Annotated in this window: 20 protein-coding genes; 18 read left to right on the top strand and 2 right to left on the bottom strand. The window is 68.5% G+C overall.

Translation table 11 applies throughout. The features are described 5' to 3' along the window. The first annotated feature begins 3 nt into the window (after window positions 1-3). The 11 genes from ACIBK8_RS21285 to ACIBK8_RS21235 all read left to right on the top strand — a co-directional run bounded on the left by ACIBK8_RS21285 (window position 4) and on the right by ACIBK8_RS21235 (window position 10033). Window positions 4-1722: a carbamoyltransferase gene (locus ACIBK8_RS21285; RefSeq protein ID WP_399043366.1), complete on the top strand. Its 1719-nt coding sequence runs from the start codon at window positions 4-6 to the stop codon at window positions 1720-1722. After that, complete coding sequence (locus ACIBK8_RS21280; RefSeq protein WP_399043365.1) at window positions 1719-2771, top strand: hypothetical protein; 1053 nt, start codon at window positions 1719-1721, stop codon at window positions 2769-2771. The genes ACIBK8_RS21285 and ACIBK8_RS21280 overlap by 4 nt, the downstream gene beginning before the upstream one ends. 96 nt (window positions 2772-2867) lie before the next feature. Next, window positions 2868-3377, top strand: a complete 510-nt coding sequence (locus tag ACIBK8_RS21275; protein WP_399043364.1) for a topology modulation protein — start codon at window positions 2868-2870, stop codon at window positions 3375-3377. 31 nt (window positions 3378-3408) lie between these two features. Next, the gene (locus ACIBK8_RS21270; RefSeq protein ID WP_399043363.1) at window positions 3409-4251 is read left to right on the top strand and encodes a class I SAM-dependent methyltransferase; all 843 of its coding nucleotides are present in this window, start codon (window positions 3409-3411) and stop codon (window positions 4249-4251) included. Between the two features lie 2 nt (window positions 4252-4253). Beyond that, the gene (locus ACIBK8_RS21265; protein WP_399043362.1) at window positions 4254-5015 is read left to right on the top strand and encodes a phosphotransferase; all 762 of its coding nucleotides are present in this window, start codon (window positions 4254-4256) and stop codon (window positions 5013-5015) included. Continuing rightward, window positions 5012-5659 (top strand): histidine phosphatase family protein, encoded by a 648-nt coding sequence (locus ACIBK8_RS21260; RefSeq protein ID WP_399043361.1) that lies wholly within the window; start codon window positions 5012-5014, stop codon window positions 5657-5659. Before ACIBK8_RS21265 ends, ACIBK8_RS21260 begins: the two co-directional genes overlap by 4 nt. Then, entirely contained in the window at window positions 5656-6492 is an 837-nt protein-coding gene (locus ACIBK8_RS21255) for an aminoglycoside phosphotransferase (RefSeq protein ID WP_399043360.1), read from the top strand. The genes ACIBK8_RS21260 and ACIBK8_RS21255 overlap by 4 nt, the downstream gene beginning before the upstream one ends. Window positions 6493-6530: 38 nt before the next feature. Further along, entirely contained in the window at window positions 6531-7529 is a 999-nt protein-coding gene (locus tag ACIBK8_RS21250) for an NAD-dependent epimerase/dehydratase family protein (protein WP_399043359.1), read from the top strand. Between the two features lie 31 nt (window positions 7530-7560). Then, complete coding sequence (locus ACIBK8_RS21245) at window positions 7561-8682, top strand: adenosylhomocysteinase (protein WP_399043358.1); 1122 nt, start codon at window positions 7561-7563, stop codon at window positions 8680-8682. A 6-nt stretch (window positions 8683-8688) separates the two neighbouring features. After that, on the top strand, window positions 8689-9240 hold the full coding sequence (locus ACIBK8_RS21240) for an NUDIX hydrolase (RefSeq protein WP_399043357.1): 552 nt from the start codon (window positions 8689-8691) through the stop codon (window positions 9238-9240). A 34-nt stretch (window positions 9241-9274) separates the two neighbouring features. Further along, entirely contained in the window at window positions 9275-10033 is a 759-nt protein-coding gene (locus tag ACIBK8_RS21235; RefSeq protein ID WP_399043356.1) for a 3-deoxy-manno-octulosonate cytidylyltransferase, read from the top strand. A 530-nt stretch (window positions 10034-10563) separates the two neighbouring features. Here the strand turns inward: ACIBK8_RS21235 and ACIBK8_RS21230 are convergent. Continuing rightward, a complete protein-coding gene (locus ACIBK8_RS21230) occupies window positions 10564-10827 on the bottom strand; it encodes a hypothetical protein (RefSeq protein WP_399043355.1) in 264 nt (87 codons plus the stop codon). 416 nt (window positions 10828-11243) lie between these two features. Here ACIBK8_RS21230 and ACIBK8_RS21225 point away from each other — a divergent pair, with 416 nt between their 5' ends. Both ACIBK8_RS21225 and ACIBK8_RS21220 read left to right on the top strand, forming a co-directional pair. Further along, on the top strand, window positions 11244-12479 hold the full coding sequence (locus ACIBK8_RS21225) for an MAB_1171c family putative transporter (RefSeq protein WP_399043354.1): 1236 nt from the start codon (window positions 11244-11246) through the stop codon (window positions 12477-12479). A 263-nt stretch (window positions 12480-12742) separates the two neighbouring features. Then, a complete protein-coding gene (locus tag ACIBK8_RS21220; RefSeq protein ID WP_399043353.1) occupies window positions 12743-13369 on the top strand; it encodes an HAD-IA family hydrolase in 627 nt (208 codons plus the stop codon). A gap of 189 nt (window positions 13370-13558) precedes the next feature. Here the strand turns inward: ACIBK8_RS21220 and ACIBK8_RS21215 are convergent, their stop codons facing one another. After that, window positions 13559-14434 carry a helix-turn-helix domain-containing protein gene (locus ACIBK8_RS21215; protein ID WP_399043352.1) on the bottom strand — a complete coding sequence of 292 codons (876 nt, stop codon included), beginning with the start codon at window positions 14432-14434 and terminating at the stop codon, window positions 13559-13561. A 571-nt stretch (window positions 14435-15005) separates the two neighbouring features. On the opposite strand from ACIBK8_RS21215, the gene ACIBK8_RS21210 reads away from it, so the two are divergent. The 5 genes from ACIBK8_RS21210 to ACIBK8_RS21190 all read left to right on the top strand — a co-directional run bounded on the left by ACIBK8_RS21210 (window position 15006) and on the right by ACIBK8_RS21190 (window position 18805). Next, a complete protein-coding gene (locus ACIBK8_RS21210) occupies window positions 15006-15332 on the top strand; it encodes a transcriptional regulator (RefSeq protein WP_399043351.1) in 327 nt (108 codons plus the stop codon). A 1-nt stretch (window position 15333) separates the two neighbouring features. Continuing rightward, complete coding sequence (locus tag ACIBK8_RS21205) at window positions 15334-16353, top strand: hypothetical protein (RefSeq protein WP_399043350.1); 1020 nt, start codon at window positions 15334-15336, stop codon at window positions 16351-16353. After that, window positions 16353-17060: an ATP-binding protein gene (locus ACIBK8_RS21200; RefSeq protein ID WP_399043349.1), complete on the top strand. Its 708-nt coding sequence runs from the start codon at window positions 16353-16355 to the stop codon at window positions 17058-17060. The genes ACIBK8_RS21205 and ACIBK8_RS21200 overlap by 1 nt, the downstream gene beginning before the upstream one ends. A gap of 117 nt (window positions 17061-17177) precedes the next feature. Then, window positions 17178-17744, top strand: coding sequence for a WhiB family transcriptional regulator (locus ACIBK8_RS21195; protein WP_399043348.1), 567 nt, complete (start codon window positions 17178-17180; stop codon window positions 17742-17744). Continuing rightward, window positions 17741-18805, top strand: a complete 1065-nt coding sequence (locus ACIBK8_RS21190; protein ID WP_399043347.1) for a DUF2637 domain-containing protein — start codon at window positions 17741-17743, stop codon at window positions 18803-18805. Before ACIBK8_RS21195 ends, ACIBK8_RS21190 begins: the two co-directional genes overlap by 4 nt. Window positions 18806-18829 lie beyond the last annotated feature (24 nt).

Raw genomic sequence — 18829 nt, 5'->3', positions numbered from 1 at the left:
GCCGTGAAGCGCACCCCTTCGGTCGTCCTCGGCCTGTGCTCGTACACCCACGACTCGTCGGCTGCCCTGCTGGTGGACGGCGAACTGATCGGCTTCGTCGAGGAGGAACGCCTCTCCGAGGAGAAGCACACCAAGCTCTACCCGGCCCGCGCCATCGAGTGGCTGCTCGGCCAGGCCAAGCTCACCGCCGCCGACGTGGACGCCGTCGCCTACAACTTCCAGCCCGCCCGCTACCTCGCCGAATCGCCCGCCGCCCTGCGCCTGGCGCTCTCCCCAGCGACCCGCGACCGGGCCCTGGCCCGAGCGCACGGGTTCGCCAAGGTCGCCCTGCGTACCCAGCTCCGCCTGCGCGTGATCGGCCGGCAGTTCCCCGCCGCCCGTGTCGTACCGGTCCTGCACCACCGCGCCCACCAGCTCACCGCCTTCGCCGCCTCGGGCTGGAACGAGGCCGCCGTGCTCATCGTCGACAGCCTCGGCGAGCGGCAGACCACCACCATCGCCCACGGGCACACCTTGATCCGCCCGGTCACGCAGACCCTGGAAGCGATCAACGACCCGGCCTCGCTCGGCTACGTGTACGGCGCCGTCACCGAGCACCTGGGCTGGCGGCGGGGCGACGAGGAAGGCACCGTGATGGCGCTGGCCGCCCTCGGCGACCCCGCCCGCTTCCGCCACCTGTTCGCCCAGGCCGTCCGCACGACCGCGACCGGCTTCCATATCAACCCCGCCTACTTCCCTACACGCACCCTCACCTCGGGATACGACCGGACGTCCCGCCGTTTCATCGCCGAGACCTGCCCCGAGCGGCACCCCAGCGAGCCCCCGGCCGAGGTCCACCAGGACCTGGCGGCGGCCCTCCAGGAGCGGACCGAACAGGTCATGGTCCACCTGGCCCGTCGCGCCCACGCGGTCACCGGCTCCCCGCGCCTGTGCGTGGGGGGAGGTGTCGCCACGAACTGCGTGAGCATCGGGAAGATCATCGAGGCCGGCATCTACGACGAGGTGTTCGTGCCGCCCGCGCCCGGTGACGCCGGTACCGCGATCGGCGCCGCCCTCGCCGTGCACGTCGACGGCCGCAGCCCGCGCCCGCTCGCCGGCATCGCCCGCACCTGCTACCTCGGCCCGTCCTACGAGGACCAGCCCCTCGACCTCGCCCCCTGGCCCGGCCTCCACCAGAAGACCCTCGGCATCGAAACCGCGGAGTTCCTCGCCGACCAGCTCGCCCACGGCACCATCGTCGGCCTGTTCCAGGGGGCCGTCGAAGCCGGGCCGCGCGCCCTGGGCAACCGCTCGATCCTCGCCTCCCCGCTGGAGCCCGGCGTCGTCGAGCGCCTCAACGCCACAGTGAAGTTCCGCGAACCGTTCCGGCCCTTCGCCCCCATGGTCCTGGCCGAGCGAGCCGACGAGTTCTTCACCCTCGGCCAGCAGGCCCCGTACATGTCCATGGCCTCCGGCGTGACGGACAAGACGCGCGAGCAGGTGCCCGCCATCGTGCACGCCAACGGCACCTCCCGCCTGCAGACCGTCACCAGGTCGCAGAACCCGTTCATGCACGCGGTCCTGACCGCCTTCGGCCGCCGCACCGGGGTGCCCGTGCTGATCAACACCTCCCTCAACGTCAAGGGCAAGCCGATCTGCGGGACACCGGAGATGGCCCTGGACTGCCTGGCCAACTCTGGGCTCGACGCCCTGCTCCTCGAAGGGCGGTGGATCACCAAGTGAAGATCGGATACAGCTTCTGGGGCTTCCTCGGCAACGGCGTCACCGACACCCCGGACGGGGGCCGCAGCCACCGCCGCCCCTTCATCGACGCCCTCCTCGCCCGCGGTCACGACATCGTCTTCCTGCAGGCCGACCGCGACCGCCTCGAAGCTGGCGAGGACCTCGGCAGCGCGTACACCTTCGACGACGGCCTCCCGGGCATCGACGTCCTGTTCCTGGAGTGGCGCTGGGCGATCACCGGCCGCAACACCACCATGTGCGGGAGCGAGGGGCACACCTGCGACCTGCACCGCCAGGCCCAGCTCATCAACCACTACACCGTGCGGCACCGGATGCCCACCGTGATCTGGGACAAGGACCGCACGCTGCGGGCCGAGAGCGTGTGGCGCCGCACGGCGCACACCCGCGTCTGCGAGGCCGCCCTCGCCCCGACCCACGGCGCGCGCTCCCTGCTCTTCCCCGTCGCCGAAGACCTCCTCGCCCAAGCGGACCCCGTGGCCCTCGCGGCACAACGGCGGGACCTGGCGCTCGGCTACGTGGGCAACCAATACGACCGCGACGAGTCCTTCGACCGCTTCTTCGCCCCGGCCGCCGCCCGTGTCGAGCACCTGGTCGCCGGGAAGTGGACGAAGACCGACCGCTGGCCGCACGTCCGCTTCGTGGGCCGGATCCCGTTCGAGGCCGCCGCCGGCATCTACGGCCGGTCGCTGTCCACGGTGCTCATGCTGCCGGAGCGGTACGCCGCCGTCGGGCAGATGACCCAGCGCATCTTCGAGGCCGTGCTCGCCGGATGCCTGCCGCTGGCCCCGGCGGACATCCGCTTCGCTGACCGGTTCGTCCCCAAGGAGCTGGTCGTGCGCTCCGGCAACGACGTGATCGAACGCCTCTCCTACCTCCACGAGATCGCCGGCACCCAACAGCACGCCGACCTGATCGCCGCGTGCGTGGACCGCCTGCGCCTGTTCGGCCTGAGCAAGCAGGTCGACACCCTGGAATCCGTCCTGCACGGACTCGTCCGGGCCACCGCGCCCGAGCAGGGAGTGGCCTGATGCAGACCACTCGACAGGCCATAGCGCCTGGATCATCCGCACGTGTCCGGGAGGATGGCCCCGCCGGACACCCGAACCTCTCTACGCTGGAGCACCATGAAGAAGGTCGCCATCGTCGGCTGCGGAGGCAGCGGCAAATCCCACGTGGCCCGCGAACTGGGCACGATCCTCGACGCCCCGGTCACGCACCTGGACGCCGCGTTCTACGACGACGAGTGGAACGCGCTGCCCATGGACAAGTTCACCGAGCTGCAGCGCGAGCTTGTCTCGCAGCCGCGATGGGTGATCGACGGCAACTACAACTCGACGCTGCAGGTGCGGCTCGAAGCCTGCGACACGGTGGTCCTGATGGACGTGTCGACCGTGGCGGCGCTGTACGGGATCTTCGCCCGGCAGATCCGGCACGGGGCCGGGCACAAGGGCAATGGGGTGCACAACCGCATCCACTGGGGCGTGATCAAGTACGTCGCCACGTACCGGCGCAAGATGCGGCCCCGCGTGATGGCAAAGATCGAGGAGTTCGGCACGAAGGCCGACGTGGTGCTGCTGGCCAACCGGCGCCAGACGCGTCGCTGGCTGCAGAAGGTGGCCGCCGAGCAGTCCTGAACGGCCCGCGTTCCCGGACAGGGGGCGCGGCATGAACGAGCCCAACCCGTTCCTGGACCCGGCCCGGCAGCACGAGCTTTACGGCCACGCCGCTCGGCTGGCCGGGCGGACCAGCGCTCTGATGCGCGCGAAGACCTCCGGCAACCCCGTGCCCGAGACGATCGTCAGCCTGGTGCAGACCCACCACGCGCAGCCGGACCGGCTCGGCTTGGTGCTCGACATCGGCTGCGGTCGCGGCACGAGCACCCTGGCCCTTGCCGAGCAGCTCCGGCCGCAGCGCGCCGTCGGCCTGGACGCCGCCTCCTCCCTGCTCGCCCAGGCCCGTGAGCGCGCCAAGGAGCTGCCCGACAGCACGGTGGACTTCGTCGAAAGCGACTTCCACGACCTCCCGCTGCCCGCCGGATCGTGCGACGTCGCCGTCGCCGCGTTCTGCCTCTACCACTCGCCGCAGCCCAAGGACGTCATCGCGCAGATCGCCAGAGTCCTCGCCCCGGGGGGCCTGGCCGTGCTCGTCACCAAGGGCCTCGACAGCTACCGGGAGATGGACCAGCTTGTCGCCTCCGCCGGCCTCGACGCGCAGGCCGACACGCACGAGAGCCTCTACACCGCAGCCCACAGCGGCAACCTCGCTGACCTGGCAGCCTCCTCTCTCGACGTGATCGCCGTCCTGGACGAGGAGCACGCCTTCACCTTCGGCGGCCACGACCACACCGCGCAGTACCTGGCCACCAACCCCAAGTACGACCTCGCGCCCGGCCTGTACGGCAACCCCGGGGCCCTGGCCGCGACCTTGCACGAATTCCTTCCGGACCAGCCGCTGACCACCAGGTCCCGCATCACCTTCGTCGTCGCCCAGCCGAACGAAGGGCGCTAGCCATGACGCTCCCGTCGTTCACCAAGCACTACGCGACACCGGAGCGCGCGGCGGGGGCTGTGCGCCACTACCGGTGGATCAACGAACACGCGAAGCCGCTGCGGCAGCCGGCACTCCACACCATCGGACCGGACAGCCTGACGTTCGAGCGGGTCGAGGGCCGCTCCGTTCACCCCGAGGACCTCCCGCGCATGGCGGAACTGCTGGGCCACGCCCACGGTGCTGCCTGGACCAGCGACCTGCAGTCCGCATCGCTGGGCATCCCGCACCGCTTCCAGGACGGCACGACGTTCGACGACTACCTCGGCCCCCGGGAGATCGCGCTCCGGCGTCGCCACGAGCAGGGCTATCTCCCGGACAAGGTGGCCTTGTACGCGATGCTCGGCCTGCTGGAAGAGACCGCCCAGGGGCCGTTCGCCTTCTACAAGGACAGCAACCCCCGCAACTTCATCATCACCAGCACCGGGGACATCGTCACCGTCGACACCGACGACCTGTCCCTCGCCCCTATGGGATACGACCTCGCCAAGCTCATCGCGACGCTCCACCTGACGTACGGGCCCGTCCCTGACCACGACGTCAACGCCGCCCTGCTCGCGTACAACGCGGCAGCCGGGAGCTACGGAACCCGGCTCGGCACCACGGGCCGCGAACGGCTCGACGACTTCCTGGCTCTGCACGCAGTGCTGACCGCCCCGTACGTCGGGCGCAACGGCTACCGCTACAGCTGGCCGCTCCGCTCCCACCTCCGAGGAACCCCATGATCACCACCGAACTCGTCTTCGTACGGCACGGCCAGGCCCAGTGCAACGCCGACGGCCTCGTCGGGGGCCCGAACACCTGCACCGGACTGACCAACCTCGGGTATGCCCAGGTCGAGGCGGCGGCACGCCGCTTGGCCACCGAGCACCAGGAGCAGCCCTTCGATCTCGTCTACACGGGCCCGCGGATCCGGTTGATCCAGACCGGCGAGATCATCGCCCAGGCACTGCGAATACCCATGTCCACCGACGAACGCCTTGACGGACCCGTTCACGGCGACGCCGACGGCCAGCCCTGGACCGCCGTGAAGACCGCAGCAGACGGCGGCCCCCACGCTCACCCGGACCAGCAGTGGGCCGCTGCCTCCGACACCTGGAACGGCTACCTGGAACGCGCCGGCAGTTCCTTGCGCGACATCATCGACCAGCACCGGGGGCAGCGCGTCCTCTTCGCGGCTCACGGCGAGATCGTGATCACCGCCCACACGCTGCTGCTGGACATCCCGATCGGTTCTCCCGCGGGTTTCACGGTCAACCACGCTTCCATCACCCGTTGGCAGGAGCACCACAACCGGCTCGGACAGACCCGCTGGATGCTCGACCGGCACAACGACACCACACACCTCGCGCCGGAGGCTTCCTCGTGACCACGGTGGCAGACGACCCGCGGATCCAGTTGGCGCACGACCTCCTCGGAGTGGTGGAGATCGTGCCGGACCCACTGCTTCCTCCCCGGGTGGTGCGGGTAGTCGACGCCGGTGGGCGGCACTTCGTCGCCAAGCAGCACGCCGAGCAGGACCGGTATGCGCGGGAGCTTCACGCCTACCGAACATGGGGAACCCACCTGAGCGGCCACGCCCCGACGCTGGTCGGCCGATACGACGCCAGCCGCACGCTCCTGCTGACGGCGCTCGCGGGCGATCGGGCGGACACCGTGGCACCGGGCTCACCCGAGGAGGAGCTGGCCCATCACGAGGCCGGCCACGTCCTCGGCGCGCTCCACCGGGCCACCTCCATGCCCCAGGGCGGCGCCGTCGGTGCCATGCTGGCACAGCGTCTCCAGGGCTGGATCGATCAGGCGGGTCGCGCCGACCTGATCAGCACGGTCGAGCGGAACCTGCTGAACCACCACGCGGCCATCCTGGACAACAGCCTCATGGACAGCGCGGTCTGCCACCTCGATTACCAGCCGCGCAACTGGCTGGTCGGCGACGCCTTCGGCATCTACGACTTCGAACACATGCGACGCGACGCGCGCATCCGCGACTTCGCCCGGCTCGAATTCCGGCGCTGGCAGGCCGCGCCCCACCTCCGGACCGCCTTCTTCGACGGCTACGGCCGCCCGCTGAACGGCTCCGAACGCCGCCTCCTGGAGTCCTTCGGCGCCATCGAGGCGGCCACCGCCCTGGTCAAGGGCCACAAGGAGAACGACCCCTCCCTGAGCGCGCACGGCCGGACCGTGCTGTCCCGGCTCACCTGACCTTCGCCCTCTTCGACCACACCTCTCTGGAGATTCCCGTGTCGCAGCACGAGCAGCCCTCGACCACCACCGCACCCCGTCGGGCCGTGGTGACCGGCTCCGCCGGATTCATCGGCTCCCACCTCGCACACGCCCTCATCCAGGCCGGCACCACCGTGATCGGCGTCGACCGCCGCGACCCGTCCACCGACCCCACGGCCGCCGCCAACCTCGCCGACCTGCGGGGACTCCCCGGATACCACCACGTCACCGCCGACCTCCTCCACTGCGCGATCGACCCCCTCCTGATCGACGCGGACGCGGTCTTCCACCTCGCCGGAATTCCCGGCGTACGACCTTCCTGGGGCCCGCAGTTCGGCGACTACCTCGCGTCCAACGTGCTGGCTACCCACCGCGTCCTGGAAGCCTGCACCCGCATCGGCGTCCCGCGACTGGTCGTCGCCTCCTCCTCCAGCGTCTACGGTCCGACCGACGGCGGCGCGAGCGTCGAGGCCGACCGTCCGAAGCCCGCCTCCCCGTACGCCGTGACCAAACTGGCCGAGGAACAGCTCTGCCTCGCCTATGCCGAGCGTCCCATCGGCCCCAGCGTCGTTGCCCTGCGGTACTTCACCGTCTACGGCCCCCGCCAGCGCGCCGACATGTTCACCCACCGCGCCCTGCAAGCCGCCCTGACCGGTCAGCCGCTCCGCCTGTACGGAGACGGCCATCAGCGACGCGACTTCACCTACATAGACGACGTGGTCGCCGCCACGATCGCCGCTGCCGTCGTACCGACCGCGAACGGTGCCATCAATGTGGGCGGCGGGTCGAACGCCTCGCTGCTGGAGGTGATCAACATCGCCACCAGCCTCACCGGCCGCGACATCCAGCTCCAGCAGGACCGCGCGCGCAACGGTGACGTTCTCCTCACCCGCGCCGACCCCAGCCGTGCCCGAGAGGTCCTCGGCTGGCAGCCGCGAGTCGACCTCCACAACGGGCTGCGCGCTCACATGCAGGCCTTGGCCGCACAGCTCCCCAACTACAGCCGAGCCGCGTAACCCCGCGACCCGGCGTCCGAGAGGAGAGGTAATGGAAAGTCCTGAGCGAGCGCGGCTGGACGCCTTCTTCCGGCAGATCACCGCGCAGTTCGCCGCGGGCGAGGCGATCACGACCCTGGTCATCACGCACCTGCTCCCGGAAAGGCCGGCATTCCTGCGGGCTATGGCCGCAGTGTCCACGGTCGGCGCCGTGCTGCCCAAGCCCCGGTCTATCCACCAGCCGACCCTCGACGCCGTCCGCCGCACCTTCCCGGTCCATGACCTCACTCGGGAACGGTTCGCCGACGAGACCCAGGCCCTGGACTACCTGGAGGACACGGCGGGCGGCCGGGACGTCGTCCTGGTGGACATCGGCGGCTACTTCGCGGCGAGCCTCGACACCCTCGCGAGCAAGTTCTCCGGCCGTATCCTCGGCGTCGTCGAGGACACCGAGAACGGGCACCAGCGGTATGCGGCGCTCGACTCCCTGCCGTGCGCGGTAGTGTCCGTGGCCCGCTCCCCGCTCAAGGACTGCGAAGACCACCTCGTCGGCCGGTCGATCGTGTTCTCCACCGACGCCCTCGTCCGTGCCCGCGGGGACATCCTCACGAGTCGTAACGCGTGCGTCATCGGCTTCGGCAAGATCGGCCGGGCCATCGCCCAGACCCTGCGTGCCCAGGACCTGCGCGTCACCGTGTACGACAGCGATCCGATCAAGCGGGTCCAGGCGCACTCCCTCGGCTTCCACACCAGCGCGTCCACCACCGAGGCCCTACGCGACGCGGAACTCGTCCTGTGCGCCACCGGCAATCTCGCCCTGCGACAGGGAGACTTCGCCGCCCTGCGCAACGGCGCGTACCTCGGATCGGTGACCTCCTCCGAGGATGAACTCGAACTCGGTAGCCTCCATGACCTCTACCAACGAAGCGCCATCGGGCCTCAGTTGACGCGATACGAGGTCACCGGCCACTACTTCTACGTTCTCGCCGACGGCGGTGCCGTCAACTTCGTGCACGGAGCCGCCGTCGGCGCGTACATCCACCTCGTGCAGGCCGAGATACTCGCCGCCACCGCCGCGCTCAGCCACACCCGCTTCCAGCCCGGACTGCACGAGATGCCGGCGGCCGACCGCAACGGCATCGCCAGAACCTGGCTCCACCACTTCGAAAGGTGACCCGCAGTGGCCCCCGCTGTCCACCACATCCGTTCCATCACCGAGGCGTACCTCGCCCGCCACCCGGAGGAACGCGACTCCCTCGCGCCGCTGTTCGCAGCGCTCGCGGCCTCTGACTACCCCACGAGCCGCAAGACGTACCCCGCCCACGTGACCTGCAGCGCCATCCTCATCGACGGCGACCGGCGCGTGCTGCACATCGTGCACAAGGCATCCGGGAAGCTTCTGGCGCCCGGCGGGCACAACGAACCCGATGACCGGCACCTGCGCGACGCCGCCGTGCGCGAACTGCACGAGGAGGCCGGCATCCCGCCTAGTGCCGTCGTCCCCCTCTCCGGCTACGAGGACGTTCCCCTCGACATCGACGTGCACGCCATCGACGCGAACCCCTCGAAAGACGAACCGGCCCACCAACACGTGGACTTCCGCTGGGGCTTCCTCCTCGGCGCAGAACACGCGGTGACCCTCCAAGAAGAAGAGGTCGACGGTTACGAATGGCGACCGTTCACGAGCGCCGCTTCTCCCACCGTCCGCTCCAAGCTCGCCCTGCTCACCTGAAGGCCCGCCCCTACTCGACCATCAGGAGGACACCGTGGCCGCCACCACAGCCCAGCCGACCGGCACCACACCGCGCCGGCACATCGCCGTCATACCCTGCCGCTGGGGGGCCTCGCGCTTCCCCGGCAAACCACTGGCGCTCCTCGGGGGCAAGCCGCTGCTCTGGCACGTCCACCAGCGCTGCCTGGAAGCCAAACGTCTCGACGGAGCCGTCGTGGCGACCGACGACGAACGCATCGAAGCCGCCTGTCGCCAACTGGGCATCGAGTACATCCGGACCGGAGAGCACCTCACCGGCACCGATCGCGTCGCGGAGGTCGCCCAGCGCCTGCAAGCCGAGGCGTACATCAACGTCCAGGGCGACGAGCCGTTCATCTCGCCGACCGCCATCGACGCCGTCGCCGGGGCCCTGGAGCACCTGCCGCCGGGCACGCTCGCGGTGAACGCCTACACCGAGCTGGTCGACGTCGGGGCCGTCCTGGACCACAACGTCGTCAAGGTCGTCATCGCGGCCCGGGGCGAGGCCCTGATGTTCTCGCGCCAGCCCATCCCCTACCCGAAGGGCGACCGACCGAAGTACCTCCGCCAGTTGGGCCTCTACGGCTTCACCGGCCCCGCTCTCCAGCGCTTCCGGCAGCTCCAGCAGGGGCCCCTGGAGCGCGCCGAGGGAGTGGAGATGCTCCGTTTCGTCGAACACGGCCACTCCGTAAGGATGATTCCCGTCCTTGACGAAGGCGTGGCAGTGGACACCCCAGAGGATCTCGCGCGAGCCGAGAGCCTCCTCGCCCAGTAGTCCGGCAGGGCCCCTCACGCCGAGCGGACCACGGCGGCTCCTGACCCAACATCAGGGAGAGCCCCGACGCCGCCACTCGGGGCCCTTTCCGTGAAGTGGCTTTTCGGGTCCGGGATTTAAGAGGGAAGGCAGTTCGCTAAGCCACTCTTCTTTCCGCGTCGTTGGAGGCCCCCGCAGCGATCGAAATGGACCTGACAAGACGGCGGTCGAAATGGACCTGACAAGACAGAGTGGTCCGGTCTCACCGCAGAGGCATTCAAAGATCAATTAGGGGGCGTCCTCCAATTTCGATCTTGGTGCCCAGTTTGTGGCCTATCGCACTTAGGTGACCTTCGCTACACAGTCCCCCCATGTGGATCACGGTTTCCTGCTTGTAGGGTTAGGCGCAGACGGGTGCGCTGGCCGACCACCACGCACCCAAAGCGCAAGCTCCTGGCTACCAGCGCCTCGCGTACGAGTATCGGGATTGAGCTGGCGGCGAATATCGGCGGAATCTCTAGGGAGCGACTATGCGTTGGCGTCGAGGCCCTTCACAGCGCGCCTTTGTGAAGGAATGCGAGAGACTGCTCGCGGGCCTCCCTATCCCCACCCCTTTCAGCGTTGAGGCTCTGGTGCGGAATATGGAAGTCCTGCTGGGTCGCCAGATTCGGCTCGTACCACTGGACGACCCCGACGGAGGTCTCGGCGCAGCGTGCGGCCTTCGGGTCAAAGCGCCGGATTTTACGATCATTCTCTATCGTCGCCGGTCGAGTCGAAACCAAACCGAGCACATCATTCTCCATGAGCTCGTGCATGAATGGTTGGACCACGGGACCTGCTTGACGGCTGCCGAGATCGAGCGATACGTGCCTGAACGAATTCGCCAGGAAGTCATTCGACGTTTCCCGTCGACTCTGGTCCAGGGGCGAGTCGATTTCGACAGCCCCGAGGAAAAGCAAGCCGAGCTGTCGGCCTCGTTGATAAAGCGATTGGCGCGCCGTCAGTCGGCCACAGGAGACGACATGGTAAGCCTTCTAGAAAATTCGCTTGCTCACCCTGTTGCTCCTCCGCGGCGTCGAGTGTAGCCGCGAGCGCTTGGCGAGCACCTAGACGCATTTCCGGCCTAGGGACTTCCGCCGCGCCCTGTAGTCCCCTTACTGGCAGTCAAGTCTGCACTCAACCGACCTTGCGGGTCGACAAAATGCAGCCCGCGCAGAGATCCACTGGTTCCGTGTTCGAATACTTTCAATACCTGACTGCGGCAGTCATGACCGTTATCGCCATCTGGCGATTTCCTGCGGTTCGGTATGGCGACTCTCACCGCAGGGCTCTCTGGGGCGGCTACGCGGGTTTTGCCGTCGCCCTGTGTCTCTACACGCCAGCGGCGATGGATGCGGTCGACCGTATTCCAGTGGTGGACCTGAGCGCCCTACTCAGGCACTTTGCCAGTACCGCAGCGATCATGGCAGCCCTGACATACGTCGCCACCAGCTACGGAAAGAGCACGGAGGCGATCGTGCCTCGGCACGTCGCGGTCTCACGCTGGATTGCCCGCGCATCATATAGGGCGGGGGCAATAGGCGTCATTCTGCTTACGATCCTGTTCTTCACCGTGGTGGATCGCGACAGACCAAGCCAAAATTTCCTCATCGACCATGCGGGAGAATGGGGAGTTGCGGTCTACATGACCGTCTTCTACTTCTTTCCGCTCATCACGACCGCAGTCTGCGGCTACCAGTGGACGAGGGCGGCGCGACAGGCCGAGAGCACAAGCATGCGCGTCGGGCTGGGTTTGATGGGTATTTCTATGTGGATGGGGCTGGCTCATACAGTCGCCCGTATCACCATCCTTTGGGTTGCGGTGGCCTTCCCCCTAAGCTCTTCCACGGTTCAGTTCCTTGTAGATGTCACATCGATATGGATGGACCTGCTCTTCCTGATCGTTGCCGCAGGGGCGAGTATTCCCACCACCCGTGCTGCAGTAGCCCGGTGGAAGACGTGGCAAACCCTCTACAGGACTTATCCGCTCTGGTTTGACCTGGTTCAGGCTTTCCCCGGGACGAGCCTGTACCCGCCGGGACGGCGCATTGCGGAACTCATGCATATACGCGTCCCCATCGACGTCCGCCTAGACCGATGGACTCAGGATATTGCTGACGCTTGCGAGAAGCTGCGCCACTATGCGCCACGAGGCTTGATGTTCGCCGCAGAGGACATTACTGCTTCGCACTCTGACCCTGAGCCGGCTGCGGAAGCTTATTGGATCAAGGCAGCACTTTTGGCTGCTGACACCACACCAGTCCTTCCGCATGTTGCTGCGCCGCTGCGAGATAAGCCGTTCGTTGACACCGACAGCGAAGCGGCCTGGCTGGTGCGAGTCAGCACCACTTACTCGCACATCACGACGGATCAAGCACAGGGGCTTCTCCGGCACTCCGCAAGAGCGGAATCCGAAGTGGATCAATAGCAGCAATAAACTGCCTGTCTGGGACTCGGGGCAGGCGGCATATTGATCTTGGAAGGCGGGCTTGTGAGTGAGATTCGGCACCTTCGACTGTACGAACTGGCCTGGTAACGTGGGTTGAGCGGACTGATAGGCCCTGCTCCGCCCACTAAGTGATGAATGGATTCTGGCCTGGTGACGCACAGTGCTGTCGTCACCATATACAGCCGAGTCCGCGACGCTGTCCGGTCTGGATGGGCGTCCGAAATCAGCAATGGAGTTCCCGCATGTCCAACCGCACTGGTCTCATCCTCGATTTCGGAGGCGTGCTCACCACCCCCCTGCTGCCTGCCGTGCTCGCCTTCGAGCAGCGCGAGGGTCTCCCGCAGGGCGCCTGCCTCACGGCCCTGTACAAGGACGACGAAGGCGTCCGGATCACCAGCGACCTTGAGCGCGGAGCGGTTTCTCAAACTGAGTGGAACGACTTCGCCGGGAAGATGCTGGGTGTGTCCCCCGACAACCTCATGGGTCGCATCTTCGGTGACCTTCGCCCTGAGCCGCTGCTGATCAATGCGGCTGCGGCGGCGAGGCGAGCCGGGATCAAGGTGGGCATCCTGTCGAACAGCGTGGGGCTGGCCCCGTGGGACCTGTACGACGGCTTCGAGCTTGAGCGGCTGTACGACGTCGTGGTGATTTCTGAGCAGCACCTGATGCGCAAGCCTGACCCGAGCCTCTTCGAGATCACGCTCAAGCTCATGGACCTGCCGGCCGAGCAGTGCATCTTCGTTGATGACACCGAAGCGTACGTTCAGGCAGCAGAGCAGCTCGGCCTTGCGGGGGTCCACAATCAGGATCCGAAGCAGACGGTGGCCGCTCTCTCCGAGCTGCTCGGCGTGGACCTCACCGCGTCCTAGCCCGGCGCCGAGCGCGGGACTGTCCGACCAGGCGCGAGCGACATCCGCCTTCGGCCTGAAGCTCCTAGCTCATGAAAAGCGAAGGGACCTTGGCGCTGCCCCATCATGGGGCAGCGCCAAGGTCCCTTCGCTGTTGTCTGCACTAGCCCGGCGGTGGAAGCGCTCGCTCCGGCTCGCTTGCCAACGGAGTCACTCCCCGTCCGGCACCTCTGGCAGCTTGTGCTTCAGTTCCCCGACGAGGTGGTTGATGGTGGCCATCATCTCGGCCGACAGACCCGCGCTGTTGCCGCGGGCAGCCAGACCGAGGATCTGTCCTCGGTGAATCGAGCCGAGGAAGCGGATCGCCTCCAGGAGTTCGCGGGCCGCAGGGTTGACCTCGGCATCGTCTTGGAAGAGGGCCGCGTCGACCTGGAGCGCCTCGGCGAGGCCGGCACGCACTACGTCGGAAGCCTCGGTGGTGACGCCCGTCCGAAGGGCGACGATGTCGTCAGTTGTGACGGCTGTCACGCCTGCGTGACGATTGACGACCCGCGCGATTTCCTCGTCAGAAGGTGCCTCCTGGCCCACGTACCCGTGCTGCAGGAGATAGTTGATCTTCTCGCCGATCGTGCGGGGTGCGGATGCCTGATCGTCACGCGAGGTTCTGGGGCGAAGGCCGAACGAGTAGTCCTGGGCGACCAGCAATTCCGCTTCGGTCACCCCGTACGCCTCTGCGAGGGGCTGCACGTAGGCATCGCTGAGCCTGCGCCGACCGGATTCGGCGTTGCTCACTGGCACGCGGCTCGTGCCGAGGATCGCAGCGGCTTGCGCCACGCTGAGGCCGGCGTCGCACCGCAGGAGCTGCAGGTCCGGCGGGCCGTCATGGGGAAAGAGAGCGTCGAGCGGCTGACTCAGCGCCGCTGCAATCGCTGGGAGCTTCTCACCCTTGGGGAAGTCCTGTCCGCTCTCCCATCGCGCGACGGTGGGGCCGCTGACGCCTACCTCGGCGGCCAACTCCTTCTGGCCAAGGTCTTTGCCCCGCCGGACAGCGCGCACGCGAGTGCCGTCGAACTGACGTGGGGGCACATGAACTCCTGCAGCGTGGCGGTGGGGCTGGTCGGGGCGGCGTCTGGGACAACTGTAATCCAGGCTTGATACATCCGCAAAACTAACGTACGTTCCTGTATCGCACCTGTTGATCGGGCCCCGATCCTCAAGTGTGCCAGCCCCTGGAGGACCTTCATGCATGTTGCGTTGCCGTGGCGACTAGCGCAACGCCCCATCGCATTCGGTACCCAGTTGTTGTCGGCCGATCGAGGGAGCACCTTCCCCGATACCGGCCGTCGCCAGCCCTATGCGACGGGTTAGGGCCAGGGATGGACTTGTCCGCGGGTGTCTACGTATGTTCGTCGTCCCCCGCTGGGCAGCGGCCCGGGGAGGGGCGGAACGAGCAGGTGGAAGGCAGGGAGGAGGGGGTGGTGCGAATGCGCGCGCACGGTCCGTGAAGTAGCGCAGCAAAGCAAACCGGCGCCCGGGAGCTACCAACTCCCAAGCGCCGGGCCGGCACCCCGAGGGGCGCCAATTCACATCACGCGGGCGGCGGGGCTTCTTGCACGAAAACCGCCGCACCGCACTCCTACGAACAACGGAGTATCGCATGCTCGCCATGCCGAGCGGAACCCCGGCCTGCCCGGACACCGACCGCCAGCACCGCCTCGCCGCCCAGCTCGCCGACATGATCCCGGGCGCGGCCACCGTCCGGGTCAGCCTCAACGACCCGAAGGAGGCGTGGCCCCACCCGCACGCCATCGTCAAGGGCGATGCCGGGGAGACCCTGGAGCTGGGGCGGACGACCACCAGGGTCGCAGCCCGCTGGATCCTGCGGGTCTGGCCGGAGGCGGACTGGACTCGGCCGCACACCTTCGACATCGCCGCCGCGACCCTCACCCGCAGCGACCTGGTCGCCGCCGGTCGGGGCCGCTGACATGGCGCGGATACGAACCATCAAGCCGGAGGCATTCGTCTCCGAGTCGCTCGCCGAAGTGAGCGTCGAGGCAGAGCGCACCTTCTTCGGCCTGCTCACCCAAGCCGACGACCACGGTCGCCACCGGGACAACGCCGCGATCATCGCCGGGCTGCTCTGGCCGCTGCGCGCCGAGCACACCTCGGTCCACGTCGAGGACGACCTCCACCAGCTCGCGACCGCCGGACTGATCTGCCGGTACACCGGCTGCGACGGCCGCCGCTACCTCCACATCGTGACCTGGTCCGCGCACCAGAAGATCGACAAGCCGAGCCAGTCCCGCCTGCCCCCCTGCCCGCAGCACCACGGTGCCGACCGGTGCGGCCCCTGCAGGGGGACCTGCACGAACCGGATCGAGGAGTCGCCCACCCCTACCCGAGGGCTCGCCGAGGTTTCGCCGAACGCTCCCCGAGCCCTCGATCTGCCCGCGCAGCCCGCCGGGACACCTCGCGGCCACACCGACCAGGCTCCCGCCGCTCAGCAGGACGCCTTCGAGGGCATGGTCGGCACCCCTAGCCTCCCTGACTCGAAAAGCGCAGGTCAGGCGGCATTCGCCGAGGGCTCTCCGAACCTTCCCCGAAACCTCGGAGAGGGCTCGGCGCCTGGATCTAGGATCTTGGATCCTGGATCTTCTATCCCTACGGGGCGCACAGCGCCCGCAGCCACCGTCTCGGCCAACCAACTCGTCGGCGAGTACGTCGCTGCCTGCGACGAGCGTCCGCCCAGCGACGTGATCGGACACCTCGGGCGGATCGCGAAGAAGCTCCTGGGCGAGGGCATCGCCCCGGAGCACATCCGGGCCGGGCTGCAGAACTTCGCGGCCAACCCCAAGCACCCGAGCGTGCTGACGAGCATGGTCAACGAGGCCATGAACGCACGATCCGGCGGTTTGGCGCGGCCGGGAATCCGGCCTAACGTGCCCGCTCACCAGGCGTGGACCAACCCGGCCAACGCTGCCGCCGCCTACGCCGAGGAGCTGTGATGCGCACCCGTACCCGCGAACCGCAGACCCTCGGCAGCGAGGGCACCCTGGACCGGATGGCCCGGATCCTGGCCGCCCGCAACATCGACCCGGCTGCCGTCGCCGCCGTGGTCGACGAGCCCGAGCCCTTCTCCGCGCTGGATGCCCTGCTGGCGGGGATGCCCCCGCGCTACCAGGCCGCTGTCGCCGACCACCCCCAAGTCCTGGCCTGGGCCCGTGACGTCGCCGAGGCAGCCGTCGCCCCCAGCGTGGGGGCGAGGCGGCAGGTCACCACCGGCCCCAGCCTGCTGATGGCCGGAGTCGTCGGCGCGGGCAAGACGCACCAGGCGTACGGGGCGGTCCGGCGACTGGTGCAGAGCGGAGTCGGCGTGCGCTGGCGCGCGACCACCGCCGCCGACCTTTACGCCGACCTGCGACCCCGGCCCGGGGTCGACAGCGAACGGGAGCTGGCGGCCGTCAGCCGCTGCCCGCTCCTGATCATCGACGACCTCGGCGCGGCCAAGGCCAGCGAGTGGGTCGAGGAAGTGACGTACCGGCTCATCAACCGCCGGTACAACTACGAACTCCCGACCTTGATCACCACCAACCTGGCGATCAAGGACCTCCGGGCCTACGTCGGTGACCGCATCGCCTCCCGCCTCGCGCAGATGACCACGCGCGTCGAGTTCGAACCGGTCGACCGCAGACGCCACCGCGCCGCAGCCTGACTCGCCGCAGGCCGCCACGCCGGGCCGCGCCCTCAGCGCGCCGCCCCATGCACCTCCCGACCCAGCGCACCTCTCCGCCGACGCCCCTGCGCGCGGAGAGCGATCGGAGCAACCCGCATGACCACGACGACGATCAGCCCTGCCCGCCACCGGTCGCTCGGCGACCAGACCTGGCAGGACCAGGCCGTCTGCCAGAGCACCGAGTACAACCCGGTGGACCCCGAAATCTTCTTCCCGGAGCCCGACGAGACCGACAAGATCACCGCCGCGAAGTCGCTGTGCGGCCAGTGCCCGGTCCGCCGCACCTGCCTGGATGCCGCCCTGGAAAGCGGCGACACCGACGGCATCCGGGGCGGACTGACCGAGGAGGAGCGCGGGCCGCTGCACGAGAAGCTCGCCAACCGCCTCGACTACAGCCGCGTCAACGCCACCGTCGCCGGGCGGGACGTCCACCTCACCAAGGCCGAGCGCCGTGCGGTCGTCCACGCCGCCTACCGCCACGGGGTGACCGAGCAGCGCCTGGCCTGGCTCCTGAAGATCACCGAGGAGCACGCCCAGAAGCTCTACCGCGAGACCCGCCGCGCCCTGCGCAACCGAGACCTGGAGCAGACCACGAAGACCACCCCGCCCCCCGAGTCCGACGGCGAGCGCCTGGGCCGCGACGACTTCGGGACGGCGGCATGAGCACCGCGAGCGCGCCGAGGACGGCGCACATCACCGGCTGGGACCGCGCGGTGGTCATCGCCCTGGGCGGCGCAGGGTGCGCCCTGTCGTACGACGCCCTCCAGCAGATGGCCGTCGCCATTCACGTCCGCGGTTTCCTGACCTACCTCTTCCCCCTGGTGATCGACGGCTTCATTGCCTACGGCATCCGGGCACTCCTGGTCCTCCGCGACGCGCCTCTGCGCGCCCGCCTCTACGTCTGGGCCCTCTTCGGCACGGCCACCGCCGCCAGCATCTGGGCCAACGCCCTCCACGCGGTCCGGCTCAACGACGAAGCGGTCGCCGGCACCGGCCTCCGACTCGGGGACACGGTGGTCGCCGTGCTGTCCACCATCGCCCCCCTCGCACTGGCTGGAGCAGTCCACCTCTACATCCTGATCGCCCGAGGCCCGGTCAAGGGCAGTGACCGGGAGGACCTCGGTCAGGCCAGTCACCTCGGTCAGCTTGACCGGCCCGAGGGCATCGCGGTCACCCGGACTGACCGGGTCGGTCAGCAACAGCCGCAGGCCGGTCAGGTCAGCGCCGGACAGCCGGTCAATGCCCTGACCGACCGGCCCCGACCGTCCCTGAACAAGCAGGCCCCGAGTCCTCGGTCACTGACCGGGGACACCGCCTCGGCGGACAGCAGCCCGGTCACCGGTGACCGCGAACAGCCGCACGAGGCCCCTGACCTGCCCGGACAGCCGGACACCGCGCCGCCGGTCACTGACCGCGCCATCGTCACCGAGCCGGTCACCGGCCACCAGGACAGCCACGCGCGGGACACCGACCGGCCGGTCACTCCGCCGCAGGTCACTGACCGGGACACCCGGACAGCCAGTGACCGGCGGAGTGACCCGGACACCGAGGAGCTGCTGAAGATCGCCCGGTCAGCGGTCAGGGCCGAGGACAAGCTGACCCGCAAGGTGGTCGCCCAGGCGATCCGAGGTCAGCAGATACCGCTGTCCAGCGACACCCTGACCGCCCTGATGGCCCAGCTCCGAGCCCAGCACGGACAGCCGGTCACCTCCGGCCGGAGGTGACAGGACAGCACGAGGCGGGTGACC

It is taken from the genome of Streptomyces sp. NPDC050161 (assembly GCF_044460025.1).
In the GTDB taxonomy this organism is placed as follows: domain Bacteria; phylum Actinomycetota; class Actinomycetes; order Streptomycetales; family Streptomycetaceae; genus Streptomyces.
Note: the sequence above shows the minus strand (reverse complement) of the source record. Positions and strands in the feature narration are given on the sequence as shown.

Bases quoted from the DNA above. Each gene is read 5' to 3' on its own strand.
- ACIBK8_RS21210 (WP_399043351.1), top strand. From the start codon at position 15,006: ATGCTCGCCATGCCGAGCGGAACCCCGGCCTGCCCGGACACCGACCGC.
- ACIBK8_RS21275 (WP_399043364.1), top strand. From the start codon at position 2,868: ATGAAGAAGGTCGCCATCGTCGGCTGCGGAGGCAGCGGCAAATCCCAC.
- ACIBK8_RS21245 (WP_399043358.1), top strand. From the start codon at position 7,561: ATGGAAAGTCCTGAGCGAGCGCGGCTGGACGCCTTCTTCCGGCAGATC.
- ACIBK8_RS21190 (WP_399043347.1), top strand. From the start codon at position 17,741: ATGAGCACCGCGAGCGCGCCGAGGACGGCGCACATCACCGGCTGGGAC.
- ACIBK8_RS21230 (WP_399043355.1), bottom strand. From the start codon at position 10,827: ATGCACGAGCTCATGGAGAATGATGTGCTCGGTTTGGTTTCGACTCGA.
- ACIBK8_RS21260 (WP_399043361.1), top strand. From the start codon at position 5,012: ATGATCACCACCGAACTCGTCTTCGTACGGCACGGCCAGGCCCAGTGC.
- ACIBK8_RS21200 (WP_399043349.1), top strand. From the start codon at position 16,353: ATGCGCACCCGTACCCGCGAACCGCAGACCCTCGGCAGCGAGGGCACC.
- ACIBK8_RS21220 (WP_399043353.1), top strand. From the start codon at position 12,743: ATGTCCAACCGCACTGGTCTCATCCTCGATTTCGGAGGCGTGCTCACC.
- ACIBK8_RS21195 (WP_399043348.1), top strand. From the start codon at position 17,178: ATGACCACGACGACGATCAGCCCTGCCCGCCACCGGTCGCTCGGCGAC.
- ACIBK8_RS21205 (WP_399043350.1), top strand. From the start codon at position 15,334: ATGGCGCGGATACGAACCATCAAGCCGGAGGCATTCGTCTCCGAGTCG.
- ACIBK8_RS21265 (WP_399043362.1), top strand. From the start codon at position 4,254: ATGACGCTCCCGTCGTTCACCAAGCACTACGCGACACCGGAGCGCGCG.
- ACIBK8_RS21270 (WP_399043363.1), top strand. From the start codon at position 3,409: ATGAACGAGCCCAACCCGTTCCTGGACCCGGCCCGGCAGCACGAGCTT.